This window comes from Pseudomonas sp. VMV1 (assembly GCF_056790235.1).
In genome coordinates this window covers 149412-165700 of record NZ_JBXGSE010000006.1, presented here as the reverse complement: position 1 = coordinate 165700, position 16289 = coordinate 149412, and the positions used below count along the sequence as shown (strand labels likewise).

At 65.0% G+C, this 16289-nt stretch carries 18 protein-coding genes; 15 read left to right on the top strand and 3 right to left on the bottom strand.

Going from position 1 to position 16289, the window contains the following annotated elements; all coding sequences use genetic code 11:
* Positions 1-46: 46 nt before the first annotated feature.
* Positions 47-847: a cytochrome C assembly family protein gene (locus ACUCV0_RS18590; RefSeq protein ID WP_059316053.1), complete on the bottom strand. Its 801-nt coding sequence runs from the start codon at positions 845-847 to the stop codon at positions 47-49.
* Between the two features lie 157 nt (positions 848-1004).
* Between ACUCV0_RS18590 and ACUCV0_RS18585 the strand changes: the two genes are divergently transcribed.
* From ACUCV0_RS18585 to ACUCV0_RS18520, 14 genes are all read left to right on the top strand, one after another.
* On the top strand, positions 1005-1091 hold the full coding sequence (locus ACUCV0_RS18585) for a small membrane protein YohP (protein ID WP_108582491.1): 87 nt from the start codon (positions 1005-1007) through the stop codon (positions 1089-1091).
* Between the two features lie 175 nt (positions 1092-1266).
* Complete coding sequence (ffh, locus tag ACUCV0_RS18580; RefSeq protein ID WP_059316052.1) at positions 1267-2646, top strand: signal recognition particle protein; 1380 nt, start codon at positions 1267-1269, stop codon at positions 2644-2646.
* A gap of 249 nt (positions 2647-2895) precedes the next feature.
* Complete coding sequence (gene rpsP / locus ACUCV0_RS18575; RefSeq protein WP_059316051.1) at positions 2896-3144, top strand: 30S ribosomal protein S16; 249 nt, start codon at positions 2896-2898, stop codon at positions 3142-3144.
* A 5-nt stretch (positions 3145-3149) separates the two neighbouring features.
* A complete protein-coding gene (rimM, locus tag ACUCV0_RS18570) occupies positions 3150-3686 on the top strand; it encodes a ribosome maturation factor RimM (protein WP_059316050.1) in 537 nt (178 codons plus the stop codon).
* A gap of 3 nt (positions 3687-3689) precedes the next feature.
* Positions 3690-4427, top strand: a complete 738-nt coding sequence (gene trmD / locus ACUCV0_RS18565) for a tRNA (guanosine(37)-N1)-methyltransferase TrmD (protein ID WP_059316049.1) — start codon at positions 3690-3692, stop codon at positions 4425-4427.
* 42 nt (positions 4428-4469) lie between these two features.
* On the top strand, positions 4470-4820 hold the full coding sequence (gene rplS, locus ACUCV0_RS18560; protein ID WP_007160957.1) for a 50S ribosomal protein L19: 351 nt from the start codon (positions 4470-4472) through the stop codon (positions 4818-4820).
* A 65-nt stretch (positions 4821-4885) separates the two neighbouring features.
* Entirely contained in the window at positions 4886-5299 is a 414-nt protein-coding gene (locus ACUCV0_RS18555) for an acyl-CoA thioesterase (RefSeq protein ID WP_059316048.1), read from the top strand.
* Positions 5296-6186, top strand: a complete 891-nt coding sequence (gene xerD, locus ACUCV0_RS18550) for a site-specific tyrosine recombinase XerD (protein ID WP_482213350.1) — start codon at positions 5296-5298, stop codon at positions 6184-6186. The genes ACUCV0_RS18555 and xerD overlap by 4 nt, the downstream gene beginning before the upstream one ends.
* Positions 6187-6411: 225 nt before the next feature.
* A complete protein-coding gene (locus ACUCV0_RS18545) occupies positions 6412-7137 on the top strand; it encodes a thioredoxin fold domain-containing protein (protein ID WP_271652913.1) in 726 nt (241 codons plus the stop codon).
* A 107-nt stretch (positions 7138-7244) separates the two neighbouring features.
* Positions 7245-8549 (top strand): homoserine dehydrogenase, encoded by a 1305-nt coding sequence (locus ACUCV0_RS18540; protein ID WP_482213349.1) that lies wholly within the window; start codon positions 7245-7247, stop codon positions 8547-8549.
* Positions 8550-8595: 46 nt separating this feature from the next.
* Entirely contained in the window at positions 8596-10005 is a 1410-nt protein-coding gene (gene thrC, locus ACUCV0_RS18535) for a threonine synthase (RefSeq protein ID WP_482213348.1), read from the top strand.
* Positions 10006-10191: 186 nt separating this feature from the next.
* Positions 10192-10731 carry a YaeQ family protein gene (locus ACUCV0_RS18530; RefSeq protein WP_313648265.1) on the top strand — a complete coding sequence of 180 codons (540 nt, stop codon included), beginning with the start codon at positions 10192-10194 and terminating at the stop codon, positions 10729-10731.
* Positions 10731-12452 (top strand): single-stranded-DNA-specific exonuclease RecJ, encoded by a 1722-nt coding sequence (gene recJ, locus ACUCV0_RS18525; RefSeq protein WP_482213347.1) that lies wholly within the window; start codon positions 10731-10733, stop codon positions 12450-12452. Before ACUCV0_RS18530 ends, recJ begins: the two co-directional genes overlap by 1 nt.
* Before the next feature lie 299 nt (positions 12453-12751).
* The gene (locus ACUCV0_RS18520) at positions 12752-13855 is read left to right on the top strand and encodes an NADH:flavin oxidoreductase/NADH oxidase (protein WP_059316042.1); all 1104 of its coding nucleotides are present in this window, start codon (positions 12752-12754) and stop codon (positions 13853-13855) included.
* A 37-nt stretch (positions 13856-13892) separates the two neighbouring features.
* On the opposite strand, the gene ACUCV0_RS18515 is transcribed toward ACUCV0_RS18520, so the two are convergent.
* Positions 13893-14363: a nuclear transport factor 2 family protein gene (locus ACUCV0_RS18515; protein WP_271652908.1), complete on the bottom strand. Its 471-nt coding sequence runs from the start codon at positions 14361-14363 to the stop codon at positions 13893-13895.
* Positions 14364-14555: 192 nt separating this feature from the next.
* Between ACUCV0_RS18515 and ACUCV0_RS18510 the strand changes: the two genes are divergently transcribed.
* Positions 14556-15257: a tellurite resistance TerB family protein gene (locus ACUCV0_RS18510; RefSeq protein ID WP_482213346.1), complete on the top strand. Its 702-nt coding sequence runs from the start codon at positions 14556-14558 to the stop codon at positions 15255-15257.
* A 3-nt stretch (positions 15258-15260) separates the two neighbouring features.
* Here ACUCV0_RS18510 and ACUCV0_RS18505 read toward each other — a convergent pair whose 3' ends face one another.
* Positions 15261-16163, bottom strand: coding sequence for a LysR family transcriptional regulator (locus ACUCV0_RS18505; RefSeq protein WP_482213345.1), 903 nt, complete (start codon positions 16161-16163; stop codon positions 15261-15263).
* Positions 16164-16289: the final 126 nt, after the last annotated feature.

Genomic DNA, 16289 nt, shown 5'->3' with positions numbered 1-16289 from the left:
AACGTGGTTCGGTCGCCTGATTATGCAGGTAGCGGAATGACGACTGTCAACGATGCAGGATGAATTCCCGCACCAGCTTGCTACCGAAGTAGGCCAGCATCAGCAGGATGAAGCCCAGCAGCGTCCAGCGGATCGCCGTATGGCCGCGCCAGCCCAGGCGATGGCGGCCCCACAGCAGGATGCCGAACACCACCCAGGCGATGCAGGAGAGCACCGTCTTGTGGATCAGGTGCTGGGCGAACATATCCTCGACAAAGAACCAGCCGGAGATCAGCGCCAGTGACAGCACCACCCAGCCAGCCCAGAGAAAGCCGAACAGCAGGCTTTCCATGGTCTGTAGCGGCGGAAAGCTGCGGATCAGTCCCGAGGGGTGCTTGTTCTTGAGTTGATGGTTCTGCAACAGCACCAGGCAGGACTGCAGCACCGCCAGGGTGAAGAGCCCATAGGCGATGATCGACAGCAGTACGTGCACGACGATCTTGGGCGATACGTCCAGCGGCGTGACCGTGCCGGGCGGCACGAACTCGGCCAGCAGCGCGGTCACCGCACCCAGGGGATAGATCAGCACCAGCAGCGGTTGCAGCGGCATGCGTAGGCAGCCGATCAGCATGAGCGCGATGGCAGTCGCCGAAATGAGGCTGGAGGCGTCGAAGAAGTCCAGGCTCAGGGTCGGTTCGAGGATCAGCTGCAGGTAGACAGCCAGGGCGTGAGGCAGCAGGGCCAGGATGCCGGCGCCCAGGACCAGGGGCTTGCTCGACGGCTGTTTGCGCAGCAGGCAACTGCCCTGGTAGAGGGTCGCGAGCAGATAGAGGGCGGCGGCCAAAAGGGTGGGCAGCAGGGCGTGCATGGTCCGGTTTCAGCAGGGCGGAAAGCAGGCGAGTGTGGCACAGACAGGGCGGCACAGAAAGTCTGAGGCACGCCCTGGCGCCTGCCGGGCAACCCGGCCGAACCCTGGCCGCCAATGGATGGTCCCATGAGGTACATATCTTGAAGAGGTCGCGACCATGCTTAAATTTCTCGGCGGTACCATGGGCATCATTTTCCTGATCGGCCTGGTGGTGGTCATCGGCATCTTCTCGCTGATTTTCTGACCCCATCCCTCGGGTACCGGCCTTGGCGCCGGTGCCTGTCTTCCTTTCCTCGGCTTCTCGCCGACGCGGGCACTGCTGACGGATTCACGCGGTACAGGCCCCAGCGGCTATCCCTGGCGCGGCGCTCTTTCGTTATACTTGTCGGTCAGCCGCCGTTTCTGCCCTGGATGTCCGCATGTTCGAGAATCTCACAGACCGCCTGTCCCAAAGCCTGCGCCACATTACCGGCAAGGCCAAGCTCACCGAAGACAACATCAAGGACACCCTGCGCGAGGTGCGCATGGCGCTGCTCGAGGCGGACGTCGCCTTGCCGGTGGTCAAGGAGTTCGTCAACCGGGTCAAGGAGCGGGCGGTCGGTACCGAGGTATCCAAGAGCCTGACCCCGGGCCAAGCCTTCGTGAAGATCGTTCGCGCCGAGCTGGAAGCCATCATGGGCGCGGCCAACGAAGACCTGGCGCTCAACGTGGCGCCACCGGCAGTCATCCTCATGGCTGGTCTGCAGGGTGCGGGCAAGACCACCACCGCGGGCAAGCTGGCGCGCTTCCTCAAGGAGCGCAAGAAGAAGACCGTCATGGTCGTTTCCGCCGACGTCTATCGTCCGGCCGCGATCAAGCAGCTGGAAACCCTGGCCGGGGAGGTGGGGGTCACCTTCTTCCCCTCCGACATCAGTCAGAAGCCGGTGGATATCGCCCAGGCCGCCATTCGCGAAGCCAAGCTGAAGTTCATCGACGTGGTCATCGTCGATACCGCCGGTCGTCTGCATATCGATAGCGAGATGATGGCGGAGATCCAGCAGGTCCACGCCGCCACCAAGCCGGCCGAGACCCTGTTCGTGGTCGATGCCATGACCGGCCAGGACGCCGCCAACACCGCCAAGGCTTTCAACGATGCCCTGCCGCTCACCGGCGTGATCCTGACCAAGGTCGACGGTGACGCCCGTGGTGGTGCCGCCCTGTCGGTTCGCCACATCACCGGCAAGCCGATCAAGTTCATCGGCATGGGCGAGAAGAGCGAAGCCCTCGATCCTTTCCACCCTGACCGTGTCGCCTCGCGCATCCTTGGCATGGGTGACGTCCTCTCGCTGATCGAGCAGGCCGAGCAGACGCTGGATCGGGAAAAGGCCGACAAGCTGGCCAAGAAGCTCAAGAAGGGCAAGGGCTTTGATCTCGAGGATTTCCGCGACCAGCTGCGCCAGATGAAAAACATGGGCGGCCTGGGTTCGCTGATGGACAAGCTGCCGACCATGATGGGTGGCATGAACATCCAGCAGATGGGCAATGCCCAGGGCGCGGCGGAAAAGCACTTCAAGCAGATGGAAGCCATCATCGACTCCATGACCCCGGCCGAGCGCCGTGATCCGGAGATGATCAGCGGCTCGCGCAAGAAACGCATCGCGTTGGGTTCGGGTACCCAGGTGCAGGACGTCGGTCGTCTCATCAAGCAGCACAAGCAGATGCAGAAGATGATGAAAAAGGTCACCGCCAAGGGCGGCATGGCCAAGATGATGCGCGGCATGGGCAGCATGTTGCCCGGCGGTGGCATGCCCAAGATGTGATCCCCGGTGCCGCCCGTCGCCAGACGGTCGGCCCTGGAAAGAACTCTGCGAAGGGCAGTGGCACCAGTATTGATGCGCCTTCGCGAGTGGCTCGGCGCCGTTGTCCGAGCCGTCAGTCCGCCCCGATGCCGGAAGTGCCGTCAAAAGCCATTGGCAAAAAGGGTGGCAGCCCTTAGAATATGCGGCCTTTCGGGCCATGTGGCCCAGCGTGCCCACTGTTTCAAGCACCGACTACAGGAACGAAGTTCAATGGTAACCATCCGTCTAGCCCGTGGCGGCTCCAAGAAGCGCCCCTTCTACCACCTGACCGTGACCAACAGCCGCAATGCGCGTGATGGTCGCTTCGTCGAGCGCATCGGTTTCTTCAACCCGATCGCCAGCGGCGCCGAAATCCGTCTGTCGGTGGATCAAGAGCGTGCCAGCTACTGGCTGTCGCAGGGCGCCCAGCCGTCCGAGCGCGTCGCTCAGCTGCTCAAGAGCGCTCAGGCTACTGCCTGAAGACCATGAGTACGCCGACTCCCGCCCCCGACCTGGTGGTCCTGGGCAAGATAGTTTCGGTCTTCGGCGTACGCGGTGAGCTCAAGATCTACTCCTTTACCGATCCGCTCGACAATCTGCTGGACTATCGGACCTGGACGCTGCGGCGCGAAGGCGAGATCCGGCAGGTCAAGGTGCTCGGCGGTCGGCTGCACGGCAAGGTTCTGACGGTACGTCTGCAGGGCCTGGATGATCGCGAAGAGGCTCGTCTCATGGCCGGTTTCGAGATCTGCGTGCCGCGTAGTGAATTGCCCCAGCTGGGCGCCGGCGACTATTACTGGCATCAGTTGGAAGGTCTCAAGGTGATCAATCGCGAAGGCCAGTGGCTGGGTGTGGTGGATCATCTGCTGGAGACCGGGGCCAACGACGTCATGGTGGTCAAGCCCAGTGCTGGCAGCCTCGACGATCGTGAGCGTCTACTGCCCTATCTGCCTGACCAGTACGTGCTGGCGGTGGATCTGGCCAAGGGCGAGATGCAGGTCGACTGGGACGCGGATTTCTAATCCATGCGTATCGATGTCATCAGCCTCTTTCCAGAGATGTTCGAGGCCGTGAGCGCCTATGGCGTGAGCGGTCGCGCGATGAAGCAGGGGCTCCTGGAGCTGACCTGCTACAACCCGCGCAGCTATACCGAGGATCGCCACCAGACCGTGGACGACCGGCCCTTTGGCGGCGGTCCCGGGATGGTCATGAAGATCCAGCCGCTGGAGCGCGCCCTGGCCGATGCCAAGGGTGATTCGGCGGCGAAGGTGATCTACCTGTCCCCCCAGGGTCGCAAGCTCGACCAGGCGGCGGTACGGGAACTGGCGCAGGAGGAGCATCTGATCCTCATCGCCGGGCGTTACGAAGGCATCGACGAGCGTTTCATCGAGACGCACGTGGATGAAGAATGGTCGATTGGCGACTATGTGCTGTCCGGCGGTGAATTGCCGGCCATGGTGCTGATCGATGGGGTTACGCGACTGCTGCCCGGAGCCTTGGGGCATGTGGATTCCGCCGAGCAGGACTCGTTTACCGACGGCCTGCTCGATTGCCCGCACTACACCCGACCCGAGGTGTACGAGGGCCGTCGCGTACCCGACGTGTTGCTCAGTGGTAACCACGAGCATATCCGGCGCTGGCGCCTGCAGCAGTCCCTGGGACGCACTGCGGAGCGACGCGCCGATCTTCTGGATGGCCGCTCGCTTTCTGGAGAAGAGCAGAACCTGTTGGCGGAATACCTTCGTCAGCGGAACGATAGTTAGGTATCGATGGCGGGCCGCGGCCTGTCTTAGGAGCAGAGTGACATGACCAACAAAATCATTGCCCAGATCGAAGCTGAGCAGATGAACAAGGAAATCCCGGCGTTCGCCCCCGGCGACACCGTGATCGTCCAGGTTAAGGTGAAGGAAGGCGACCGTCAGCGTCTGCAGGCCTTCGAAGGCGTGGTGATCGGCAAGCGTAACCGCGGCCTGAACAGCGCCTTCACCGTGCGTAAGATCTCCAACGGCGTTGGCGTTGAGCGTACCTTCCAGACCTACAGCCCGCTGGTCGACAGCCTGAGCGTCAAGCGTCGCGGTGACGTGCGCAAGGCCAAGCTGTACTACCTGCGCGAACTGTCCGGCAAGGCTGCCCGCATCAAGGAAAAGCTTTCCTGATCGCGGCGTGACCAGAAAAAAGCAGCTTCGGCTGCTTTTTTCGTTTCTGAGGTTCGAGGTAAGACATGACGACCCGCGAAGCGGAAATCCAGCGGCGCACCGCGCTGTCGGAAACCCGGGTGGCCAAGGCGGTGTTCCCGCCCACCACCAATCATCACCACACCCTGTTCGGCGGCACTGCCCTGGCCTGGATGGATGAGGTGTCCTTCATCACCGCGACGCGCTTCTGCCGCAAGCCGCTGGTGACGGTCTCCACCGATCGCATCGACTTCAATCATCCGATTCCCGCCGGCTCCATCGTCGAACTGATCGGGCGGGTGGTGAAGGTCGGTAATACCAGCATCAAGGTGCAGGTCGAGGTCTTCGTCGAGGGCATGTTGGCGGAAGGGCGCGAGCGCGCCATCAACGGTGCTTTCAGCTTTGTCGCGGTCGACGACGAGGGCAAGCCGACGCCGGTGCTGCCCGGATTCGCCGCGTGAGCGCCGAGCGGCTGATCGAGGCGTTCCTCGACGCCCTGTGGCTGGAGAAGGGGCTGTCGCCCCATACCCGCAGCGCCTACCGCACCGATCTGCTGGCCTTCGCCCGCTGGCTGGAGAGCAGGGGGCTGACCCTGGAGAGTCTGGGGCGCGACGCCGTGCTCGATCACCTCGGCTGGCGGCTGAGCGAAGGCTACCAGGCGCGTTCCACCGCGCGTTTCCTCTCCGGCCTGCGCAGCTTCTACAAGTATGCCGTGCGCGAGGGGCGGGTCGCCGAGGACCCGACGCTGCTGGTGAGCATGCCGCAGCTGGGCGCGCCGCTGCCCAAGAGCCTGTCCGAGGCGGACGTGGAAGCCCTGCTGGCCGCGCCGGATACCGAGGACACCCTGGGCCTGCGCGATCGCACCATGCTCGAGGTGCTCTATGCCACCGGACTGCGGGTGACCGAGCTGATCAGCCTGACCCTGGACGAGATCAACCTGCGCGAGGGCTCACTGCGGGTGTTCGGCAAGGGCAGCAAGGAACGGCTGATTCCCCTGGGTGAAGAGGCCATCGCCTGGTTGGAGGACTATCTCAAGACCGCGCGACCACTACTGCTGGGCGGCCAGCCCGGTGACATCCTTTTCCCCAGCCAGAGAGGTACGCCCATGACCCGGCAGACCTTCTGGCACCGCATCAAGCTACATGCCCAGGTGGCCGGCATCCGCACCTCGCTGTCGCCGCATACTCTCAGGCACGCCTTCGCCACCCACCTGCTCAACCACGGCGCCGACCTGCGCACGGTGCAGATGCTGCTCGGCCATACCAGTCTGTCCACCACCCAGATCTATACCCATGTCGCCCGGGTGCGGCTGCAGCAACTGCACGCCCAGCACCATCCGCGCGGCTAGGGCGGTGTTTCAGAAGTTCGCGCAAGAATTGGCGAGTGATTTTGGTTTCTGAGTCAGGCGCCGGGACGAGTCATAGCAGGGCTATGGCGAGGAGCGGCAACGCCGCTCAGGGATCAAAAGCGCCGCCAAAATTGCGTAGATACTTCTGAAGCCCCGCCCTGGGGCGGGACCGCCGTAGCCGGCAGGTCTGTGGTAGGCTTGCCGGCGTCTCAACAGGAGTCAACCATGCGTATTTCCCAACTGTTGCTCGCCGCTTGCCTGGGGCTCGGCGTGCAACTGGCTCAGGCCGAACCTGAGCAGGCCATTCGCCAGAGCCTGACCGCGCTGCAACCCAATCTCGCCATCGAGTCCATCGCCAAGAGCCCGCTGGAAGGCCTCTACCAGGTCCAGCTCAAGGGCGGTCGGGTGCTCTATGCCAGCGGCGACGGCCAGTTCGTCATGCAGGGCTATCTCTACCAGGTCAAGGACGGCAAGGCCTCCAACCTGACCGAGAAGGCCGAGAACGTCGCCGTGGCGCGGCAGATCAACGGCCTCGATCGCAACCAGATGATCGTCTATCCCGCCAAGGGCGAGACCAAGGCGCACATCACCGTCTTCACCGACACCACCTGCCCCTATTGCCAGAAGCTGCACGCCGAGGTGCCCGAGCTGAACAAGCGCGGCATCGAGGTGCGTTACCTGGCCTTCCCGCGGCAGGGCATGGGCTCGCCGGGCTCCAAGCAGCTGGAAGCGGTATGGTGCGCCAAGGACAAGCCTACCGCGCTGAACCAGATGTTCACCGGGCATGAGGTCAAGTCCGAAAGCTGCCAGAATCCGGTCGCTCAGCAATTCGCGCTGGGGCAGAACATGGGCATCCAGGGCACGCCGGCGATCATTCTGGCCGACGGCCAGATGATTCCGGGTTATCAGCCGGCGGACCAGTTGGCGGAGGCGGCAATCAGCGCCCGCTAGGTTCTGCACGACGCATCAAGCGCGGGCACTTTCGTACAGGGCCTGGCGCGGCGACAGAGATTTCAACGGCGCTGCGGAGCGGCGCCACACGACATGGGGATAAGGGTGTGAAGCCGGTCAAAGTAGGCATCTGTGGTCTGGGTACCGTGGGCAGCGGGACCTTCAACGTACTCAAGCGCAACGCCGAGGAAATCGCCCGGCGTGCCGGACGGGGTATCGAGGTGGCGCAGATCGCCCAGCGCCGGCCGAATCCTCACTGCGATACCGGCAACACGCCAATCACCGCCGATGTCCTGGCCGTGGTCGACAATCCCGAGATCGACGTGGTGGTGGAGCTGATCGGCGGCTACACCCTGGCGCGCGAGCTGGTGCTGCGCGCCATCGCCAATGGCAAGCACGTGGTCACCGCCAACAAGGCGCTGATCGCGGTCCACGGCAACGAGATCTTCGCCAAGGCGCGCGAGCAGGGCGTGATCGTCGCCTTCGAGGCCTCGGTGGCCGGTGGCATCCCGGTGATCAAGGCGCTGCGCGAAGGCCTGGCGGCCAACCGCATCAACTGGGTGGCCGGCATCATCAACGGCACCGGCAACTTCATCCTCTCCGAGATGCGCGAGAAGGGTCGCACCTTCCCCGACGTCCTGGCCGAGGCCCAGGCGCTGGGTTATGCCGAAGCCGATCCGACCTTCGATGTGGAAGGCATAGACGCCGCCCACAAGCTGACCATCCTGGCGTCCATCGCCTTTGGCATCCCGCTGCAATTCGACAAGGCCTACACCGAGGGTATCACCCGGCTGACCACCGCCGATGTCGGCTACGCCGAGGCGCTGGGCTATCGCATCAAGCACCTGGGCGTGGCGCGCAGCACCGACCAGGGCATCGAGCTGCGGGTACACCCGACGCTGATCTCGGCCGATCGGCTGATCGCCAACGTCAACGGCGTGATGAACGCGGTGATGGTCAATGGCGACGCCGTCGGCTCGACGCTGTTCTACGGCGCCGGAGCCGGCCAGGAGCCTACCGCCTCGGCGGTGGTGGCCGACCTGGTGGACGTGGTCCGCGCCATGACGTCCGACCCGGAAAACCGCGTGCCGCACCTGGCCTTCCAGCCCGATGCGCTGTCCGACCATCCGGTGTTGCCGATCGAGTCCTGCGAGAGCGCCTACTATCTGCGCATCCAGGCCAAGGATCACCCAGGCGTGCTGGCCCAGGTGGCGAGCATCCTGTCGGCACGCGGCATCAACATAGAGTCCATCATGCAGAAGGAAGCCGAGGAGCATGACGGCCTGGTGCCCATGATCCTCATCACCCATCGCGTGATCGAGCGTCACATGGTCGAGGCCATCGCCGCCCTGGAAGCCCTGGACGACGTCGTCGGCGACGTGGTCCGCATCCGTGTCGAGCACCTGAACTGAGCAGCCTGGCGGCGCCCGGCGCCGCCGTCTTTCCCGAGGTCGAGTCATGCGTTACATCAGTACCCGCGGCCAGGCGCCCGCGCTGAATTTCGAAGAAGTGCTGCTGGCGGGTCTCGCCAGTGATGGTGGTCTCTACGTACCGGAGAACCTGCCGCGGTTTTCCCTGGAGGAGATCGCCTCCTGGGCCGGTCTGCCCTATCACGAGCTGGCCTTCCGGGTGATGAAGCCCTTCGTCGCCGGCTCCATCGCCGATGCCGAATTCAAGGCCATCCTGGAAGAGACCTACGCCGGTTTCGCCCACAGTTCGATCGCGCCGCTGCGCCAGCTGGACGCCAACGAGTGGGTGCTGGAGCTGTTCCATGGCCCGACCCTGGCCTTCAAGGACTTCGCCTTGCAGCTGCTCGGCCGGTTGCTCGACCATGTACTGGCCAAGCGCGGCGAGCGCGTGGTGATCATGGGCGCTACCTCCGGTGACACCGGCTCGGCGGCCATCGAAGGCTGCAAGCGCTGCAAGAACGTGGACATCTTCATCCTGCATCCGCACCAGCGGGTGTCGGAAGTGCAGCGTCGGCAGATGACCACGCTGCTGGGCGACAACATCCACAACATCGCCATCGAAGGCAACTTCGACGACTGCCAGGAGATGGTCAAGGCCAGCTTCGCCGACCAGGGCTTCCTCAAGGGCGCACCGCTGGTGGCGGTCAACTCGATCAACTGGGCGCGGATCATGGCCCAGATCGTCTACTACTTCCATGCGGCCCTGCAGCTGGGCGGCCCGGCGCGTTCCATCGCCTTCTCCGTGCCCACCGGCAACTTCGGCGACATCTTCGCCGGCTACCTGGCGCGCAACATGGGCTTGCCGGTGAGCCAGCTGGTGGTGGCGACCAACCGCAACGACATCCTGCACCGCTTCATGTCGGGCAACCGCTATGACAAGCAGCAACTGGAGGCCTCGCTGTCGCCGTCCATGGACATCATGGTGTCGTCCAACTTCGAGCGACTGCTGTTCGACCTGCACGGTCGCGACGGCCTGGCCCTAGCCGAGCTGATGGCGAATTTCCGTAGCAGCGGCACCCTGTCGGTGGCGGACGATCGCTGGACCGAGGCACGCAAGCTGTTCGACTCCCTGGCCGTCAGCGACGAAGAGACCTGCGCCACCATCGCCGAGGTCTATGCGGCTACTGGCGAAGTGCTGGATCCGCACACCGCCATTGGCGTGCGCGCCGCTCGCGAATGCCGCCGCAGCCTGGCCACCCCCATGGTGGTGCTGGGTACCGCCCACCCGGTGAAATTCCCCGAAGCGGTGGAAAAGGCCGGCATCGGCGCGACGCTGAGCCTGCCGACCCACCTGGCCGACCTACTGCAACGCGAAGAGCGCTGCACCGTGCTGCCCAACGACCTCGCCGCCGTCCAGGCCTTCGTCGCCCGCCATGGCAAGCGAGGGCAACCGCTGTAGGGTAGTTTGCCCAACCTACGACCGTAGGTTGGGCAGAGACGGCTCCATCGTCGAAGCCCAACAAAGTCGGACGCGAATCGTCTTTGTTGGGCTTCGCTGCGCTCAGCCCAACCTACGGATCCACGGTCCCAAGTCCCGCGGCCTTTTCCGGTACAATGCCCGGCTTTCCCTGCCGGTGACCCGCCCATGGCTCTGCAAGCCACGCCCTACAAAGTCGAACTCAACCTCACCGATCTGGATCGTGGGGTCTATGAGAATCTGCGCCTGACCGTGGCGCGGCATCCCTCCGAGACCGAGGAGCGGCTGGTGGTACGGTTGTTGGCCTTTGCGCTCTGGTACAACGAGCAGTTGGCTTTTGGGCGCGGCCTGTCCGATGTCGACGAGCCGGCGCTGTGGGAGAAGAGTCTCGATGGCCGGGTACTGCACTGGATCGAGGTCGGGCAGCCCGATGCCGAGCGCCTGACCTGGTGCAGCCGTCGCACCGAACGTACCAGCCTGCTGGCCTACGGCAACCTGCGTGTCTGGCAGACCAAGGTGGTGGATGCGGTCAAGACGCTGAAGAATCTGCACATCGCCGCCGTACCCGCCGAGCCCCTGGCCGAGCTGGCCCGCGATCTGCCGCGTAGCATCGCTTGGCAGGTGATGATCAGCGAAGGCACCCTGTTCGTCACCGACGACCGTGGCCAGCACGAACTGCAGCTGGAATGGCTGCTGGGCGAGCGTTGATGCGCCTGGAGCCTCGCCCGCTGCCGGCGGTGTTGCCCGACCTGGGCGACCTGCCGCCGCTGCTCACCCGGCTCTATGCCGCGCGCGGCGTGACCCAGCCGGAAGAACTGGACAAGGGCCTGGCGCGGCTGGTGCCCTATCACCAGCTCAAGGGCATCGAGGCGGCGGTGGAGCTGCTGGCCCGCGCCTTGGAAGAGCGCCGCCGCATCCTCATCGTCGGCGATTTCGACGCCGATGGCGCCACCGCCAGCGCCGTGGGCGTGCTGGCCCTGCGCCGGCTGGGCGCCGCCTGGGTCGACTACCTGGTACCCAATCGTTTCGAATACGGCTATGGCCTGACGCCCGAGATCGTCGCCGTGGCCCTGCAGCGCGAACCCGAGGTGCTACTCACCGTCGACAACGGCATCTCCAGCCTGGATGGGGTGGCCGTGGCCAAGGCGGCCGGGCTGCAGGTGGTCATCACCGACCACCACCTGCCGGGCGCCGAATTGCCCGCCGCTGACGCCATCGTCAATCCCAACCAGCCGGCCTGCGCTTTTCCCAGCAAGTGCATCGCCGGGGTCGGGGTGATCTTCTATGTGATGCTGGCGCTGCGCAGTCGCCTGCGCGAGAGCGGCTGGTTCGCTCGCCAGGGCATCGCCGAGCCCAACTTGGCCGAGTTGCTGGATCTGGTGGCCTTGGGTAGCGTCGCCGACGTCGTGCCGCTGGATGCCAACAACCGCATCCTGGTGCACCAGGGGCTGATGCGTATCCGCGCCGGCCGGGCACGGCCGGGGCTCAAGGCACTGCTGGAAGTGGCCGGGCGCCAGCCGGGCAAGGTAGCCTCCAGCGACCTGGGCTTCATCCTCGGGCCGCGCCTCAATGCGGCCGGGCGCCTGGACGACATGTCCATCGGCATCGAGTTGCTGCTCTGCGAAGACCCGCAGCTGGCGCAGGAATACGCCCAGCAACTGGACGACTTCAACAAGGACCGCAAGAGCATCGAGCAGGGCATGCAGCGCGAAGCGCTCAAGCAGCTCAAGGAATTGCCGGAAGACAATCTGCCCTTCGGCCTCTGCCTGTTCGATCCGGAATGGCACCAGGGCGTGATCGGCATCCTCGCCTCGCGCCTCAAGGAAAAGTATCACCGCCCCGCGCTGGCCTTTGCCGATGACGGCAGCGGCACCGGCATGCTCAAGGGCTCGGCGCGTTCGGTGGCCGGGCTGCACATCCGCGATGCCCTGGACGCCGTGGCGACCCGCCATCCGGGACTGATCACCAAGTTCGGTGGTCACGCCATGGCCGCCGGCCTCAGCCTGCCCCAGGCGCACTACGAGACCTTTGCCGCCGCCTTCGACGCCGAGGTGCGGCGCCACTTGCAAGCCGACGACCTCAGCGGGCGCCTGCAGACCGACGGCTGCCTCGCGCCTGCCGAGTTCCAGCTCAACCTGGCCCAGGCCCTGCGCCAGGCCGGTCCCTGGGGCCAGCAGTTTCCTGAACCGCTGTTCCATGGCACCTTCGAGATCCTCTCCCAGCGACTGCTCAAGGAGCGCCATCTCAAGCTGACCCTGCGCAGCGAGCAGGGTGGCCCGGAGCTGGACGGCATCGCCTTCAACATCGACCGCGACACCTGGCCCGATCCCAACATCCGCTGGGCCGAGCTGGCCTATCGGCTGGACGTGAACGAGTTTCGCGGCAACGAGAGCGTGCAACTGCTGGTGGTGCACCTGGCGCCGCGTTAGGTCTCGTTTGAAAAATGCCTGCGCTCGGTGATGCTGCGTTAAAAATCAGCTGGTTCGCCAGTCCGATCGGAATGCTCATTTACCACTCGTAAACTCGAGCGCGAGTCCGATCCGCTTCCTCGCTGATTTGATTCGCTGGCGTTCACCCTCCGGGCCAGCCGTTGGCTGTTACTCCCGTTGGTCGTTGCGCCTTGCCTGACCTTGGCTCGGCGACTTTTCGGACGAGCCCTGTCGGATCGGCGATCTATTCTGGTCGGGCGTACTCCAATGCCGTGAATCCCGACTAGACGAGGTCCGCCATGAGTCTCCTGTTCCAGCCCCTGACCCTGCGTCAGCTGACCCTGCCCAATCGCGTGGTGGTCTCCCCGATGTGCCAGTACTCCAGCGAGGACGGCTTCGCCAACGACTGGCACCTGGTCCACCTCGGCAGCCGCGCCACCGGTGGCGCCGGTCTGGTGATCTTCGAGGCCACCGCGGTCACCGCCGACGGACGCATCACGCCCCAGGACCTGGGCCTGTGGAAGGATGAGCAGATCGAGCCCCTGCGGCGCATCACCCAGTTCATCGAAGGCCAGGGCAGCGTCGCCGGCATCCAGCTGGCCCACGCCGGGCGCAAGGCCAGTACCTGGCAGCCCTGGCTCGGCAAGCATGGCAGCGTGCCCATCGCCGAGGGCGGCTGGGTGCCGGTGGCGCCCTCGGCCATCGCCTTCGATCCCCAGCACACCCGGCCCACGGCCATGGATCGCGATGATATCGCCAGCGTCCGCCGGGCCTTCGTGGAGACCGCCGAGCGCGCCCTGGCGGCCGGCTTCAAGGTTGCCGAGGTCCATGCCGCCCACGGCTATCTGCTGCACCAGTTCCTCTCGCCGCTCTCCAATCGCCGCGAGGACGATTACGGCGGCAATTTCGAGAATCGTATTCGCCTGTTGCTGGAAGTCACCGCCGATGTACGCGCGGTCTGGCCGGAAGAGTTGCCGTTGTTCGTGCGGGTTTCCGCCACTGACTGGGTAGAAGACGGCTGGGATGTCGACGAAACGGTGGAGCTGGCACGCCGGCTGAAGACGCTAGGCGTCGACCTGATCGACGTCTCCTCCGGTGGCACCGCAGCCCAGGCGGACATTCCTACCGGGCCCGGCTACCAGACCCAGTTCGCCGAGCGGGTGCGCAAGGAAGCCGACATCCCCAGTGGCGCGGTAGGCATGATCACCGATGCGGCCCAGGCCGAGCACGTGCTGCGTACCGGGCAGGCCGATCTGGTGCTGCTGGCTCGCGAACTGCTGCGCGATCCCTACTGGCCGCTCAACGCTGCCGAGTCCCTGCGCGAAAAGGTTTCCTGGCCACCCCAGTACGTGCGTGCCGCGCACCGGGATACGCCACTGCGCAAGCCGTTCGGCGCGGAGTAGAGCGAAAGGCGGCCACCCATTCGGATGGCTGCCTGCCTCAGGGCTTGACCGGTCGCAGCAGGGCTTCCAGCGCGTCGCTGTCGTAGTAGTCGCCCAGGTACCAGATGCGGCCGTCGCGGATCTTCATGATGCTGGCGCCGCGAATCTTTACCGGCTGCTTGCCGGTGGCGGTAACGCGGTTGCCGGTCAGTTCCCATTCGAAGGCGATGCTGCGCGGACCGATCACCGGCTTGTGCACCATCTTTACCTGCAGATCGGGCACGGCCTTGAGCGTGACCTTGACGATGCGGTCACGGGCCTGGGTGCGGCTGGTCTCGGTGGTGGCGGCACCACTGTCGAAATACTGCACCTTGGGATCGAGCAGCGCGCTGGCGGCCTCGGCGTCGTGATCGTTCCAGGCATCGAGATAGCGATTGGCGATGAGGCGGGCGTCCTCGGCGGCGGCCTGAACCTGGCCGGCGGTGAGGGCGAGCGAAAGCGCGAACAGCACAGCCAGACGCGAACGCATGGGGTGTCTCCGGCAACTGCAAGGGGAAGACGCAAGAGTAGCGCCCAGTGCAACTGTCAGTAAGAAATATTTTGTATCGACCAGGTCGATGCGGGCCTCGGGATTGCAACATCCGGTAAGCAGGTGCCGGGAGCCGGAGGGCGAGGGGAGCGGTCACAACAGCCTGAACCCTGTTTCTTGTGGAGGTTGTCCATGAATACCCGCGGTTTGCTCGATCAGTTGCTCAGGGCCGGCCAGCAGGCCCTGGCCAAGAAGACCGGCCAGTCGACCACGCGGTTGGGTGCCGGTACGCCGTCGGCGGGCAAGGACCCCTTGGGCGGCCTGCTCTCGGGCCTGGGTAGCAGCGGGTTGGCCGCCGGCGCCCTGACGGCCCTGCTGGGCAGCAAGCGCGGTCGTGGCCTGGGCGGCAAGGCCGTTGGCTACGGCGGGCTGGCGGCACTTGGCATGGCTGCCTACAAGGCCTATCAGTCCTGGCAAGCCAATCAGGCGCAGGGTACGCAGACCGCCGAGCCTCGCACCGTGGATCGGGTGCCAGAGCACGAAGCCGAGGCCCATGGCCGGGCGGTACTCATCGCCCTGATCGCGGCAGCCAAGGCCGATGGTCATGTCGATGACCAGGAGCGCCAGGCCATCGAGGCCGAGATGGCCAAGGTGGATGACGATCCCGAGCTGCGCAGCTGGTTGCAGCGGGAACTGGAACAACCGCTGGATCCGGCCAAGGTCGCCGCGGCAGCCGAAACACCGGAGATGGCCGCCGAGATGTACCTGGCCAGCCTGATGCTGATCGACGATCAGCAGTACATGGAAAAGGCTTACCTGGACGAACTGGCGCGTCAGCTGCGCCTGGAGCCGGGCCTGCGGGCCGAACTGGAGCGTGAGGCCGCGGCGGTCTGACGGCTAGGGGAGCGGGCGTTCATCGCCCAGCAGGACGCTCCGCTCCGCCGCGCAGAGGTGCAACAGGAAATCCCAGACCACGCGCAAGCGCGCTGAGCGGTGCAACTCCCGGTGTGTCGAGATCCAGTACTCGCGGGTGAAGGACCGCTCCGGGAGCACGCCTTCCAAGGGGGTCTTCTGACCCATCAGGTAGCAGGGCAGCACCGCGATGCCGATGCCGGCGCAAGCGGCCTCGCGCTGGGCGATGACGCTGGTGCTGCGAAAGACGATGCGCGGTTCGGGGCAGAGTCCCTGGATGAATTGCAGTTCACGGGTGTACAGCAGGTCGTCGACGTAACCGATGAAGGCCTGTTCGCCGAGGTCGGCTTCGGCATCCAGCGCCGGTGCTCGATCCAGGTAGGCGCGACTGGCATAGAACCTCAGGCGATAGGGCGTCAGTCGCCGGCCGATCAGGCCTTCGGCGGTGGGTCTTTCCAGGGTGATGGCGATGTCCGCTTCGCGGTTGGTGACGCTGACGAAGCGCGGCACCGAGACCAGCTCCACTTCCAGACCCGGATAATCGCGCAGCAGCGCCCCCAGGCGCTGGGCGAGAAAGCCGGTGCCAAGGCCTTCGGTCACCCCGACCCGTACCTGGCCCAGCGGATTGAGCCTCTGGGTCACGGCCTCCTGGGCCAGCAGCGCGGCTTCTTCCATCGCCTGGGCATGCGCCAGCAGGGCCTGGCCGGCGGGGGTGAGCTGATAGCCGCTGGCCTGCTGCACCAGCAACTGGCTGCCCAGGGCGCGTTCCAGCGCCTCCAGGTGACGGGCGACGGTGGCATGACTGACGCCCAGGCTGCGAGCGGCGGTGAGCAGGCGGCCATGGCGCTGGACCTCCAGAAAAACCCGCAGATCGTTCCAATCGAACATCCTGTTTCCTCGTCGGTGCCTGTCTGACCGGCCGCTTGCTGGGCGCTGTTCAGAAATGCACAGCCGTTGCCCGTTTTCTGCGACTGTTGTTCGCGGATGACGACACTAGGATAGGGACCACAACAA

Coding starts and splice junctions, on each gene's coding strand:
- ACUCV0_RS18590 (WP_059316053.1), bottom strand. CDS start 847: ATGCACGCCCTGCTGCCCACCCTTTTGGCCGCCGCCCTCTATCTGCTC.
- ACUCV0_RS18585 (WP_108582491.1), top strand. CDS start 1,005: ATGCTTAAATTTCTCGGCGGTACCATGGGCATCATTTTCCTGATCGGC.
- ffh (WP_059316052.1), top strand. CDS start 1,267: ATGTTCGAGAATCTCACAGACCGCCTGTCCCAAAGCCTGCGCCACATT.
- rpsP (WP_059316051.1), top strand. CDS start 2,896: ATGGTAACCATCCGTCTAGCCCGTGGCGGCTCCAAGAAGCGCCCCTTC.
- rimM (WP_059316050.1), top strand. CDS start 3,150: ATGAGTACGCCGACTCCCGCCCCCGACCTGGTGGTCCTGGGCAAGATA.
- trmD (WP_059316049.1), top strand. CDS start 3,690: ATGCGTATCGATGTCATCAGCCTCTTTCCAGAGATGTTCGAGGCCGTG.
- rplS (WP_007160957.1), top strand. CDS start 4,470: ATGACCAACAAAATCATTGCCCAGATCGAAGCTGAGCAGATGAACAAG.
- ACUCV0_RS18555 (WP_059316048.1), top strand. CDS start 4,886: ATGACGACCCGCGAAGCGGAAATCCAGCGGCGCACCGCGCTGTCGGAA.
- ACUCV0_RS18545 (WP_271652913.1), top strand. CDS start 6,412: ATGCGTATTTCCCAACTGTTGCTCGCCGCTTGCCTGGGGCTCGGCGTG.
- thrC (WP_482213348.1), top strand. CDS start 8,596: ATGCGTTACATCAGTACCCGCGGCCAGGCGCCCGCGCTGAATTTCGAA.
- ACUCV0_RS18530 (WP_313648265.1), top strand. CDS start 10,192: ATGGCTCTGCAAGCCACGCCCTACAAAGTCGAACTCAACCTCACCGAT.
- recJ (WP_482213347.1), top strand. CDS start 10,731: ATGCGCCTGGAGCCTCGCCCGCTGCCGGCGGTGTTGCCCGACCTGGGC.
- ACUCV0_RS18520 (WP_059316042.1), top strand. CDS start 12,752: ATGAGTCTCCTGTTCCAGCCCCTGACCCTGCGTCAGCTGACCCTGCCC.
- ACUCV0_RS18515 (WP_271652908.1), bottom strand. CDS start 14,363: ATGCGTTCGCGTCTGGCTGTGCTGTTCGCGCTTTCGCTCGCCCTCACC.
- ACUCV0_RS18510 (WP_482213346.1), top strand. CDS start 14,556: ATGAATACCCGCGGTTTGCTCGATCAGTTGCTCAGGGCCGGCCAGCAG.
- ACUCV0_RS18505 (WP_482213345.1), bottom strand. CDS start 16,163: ATGTTCGATTGGAACGATCTGCGGGTTTTTCTGGAGGTCCAGCGCCAT.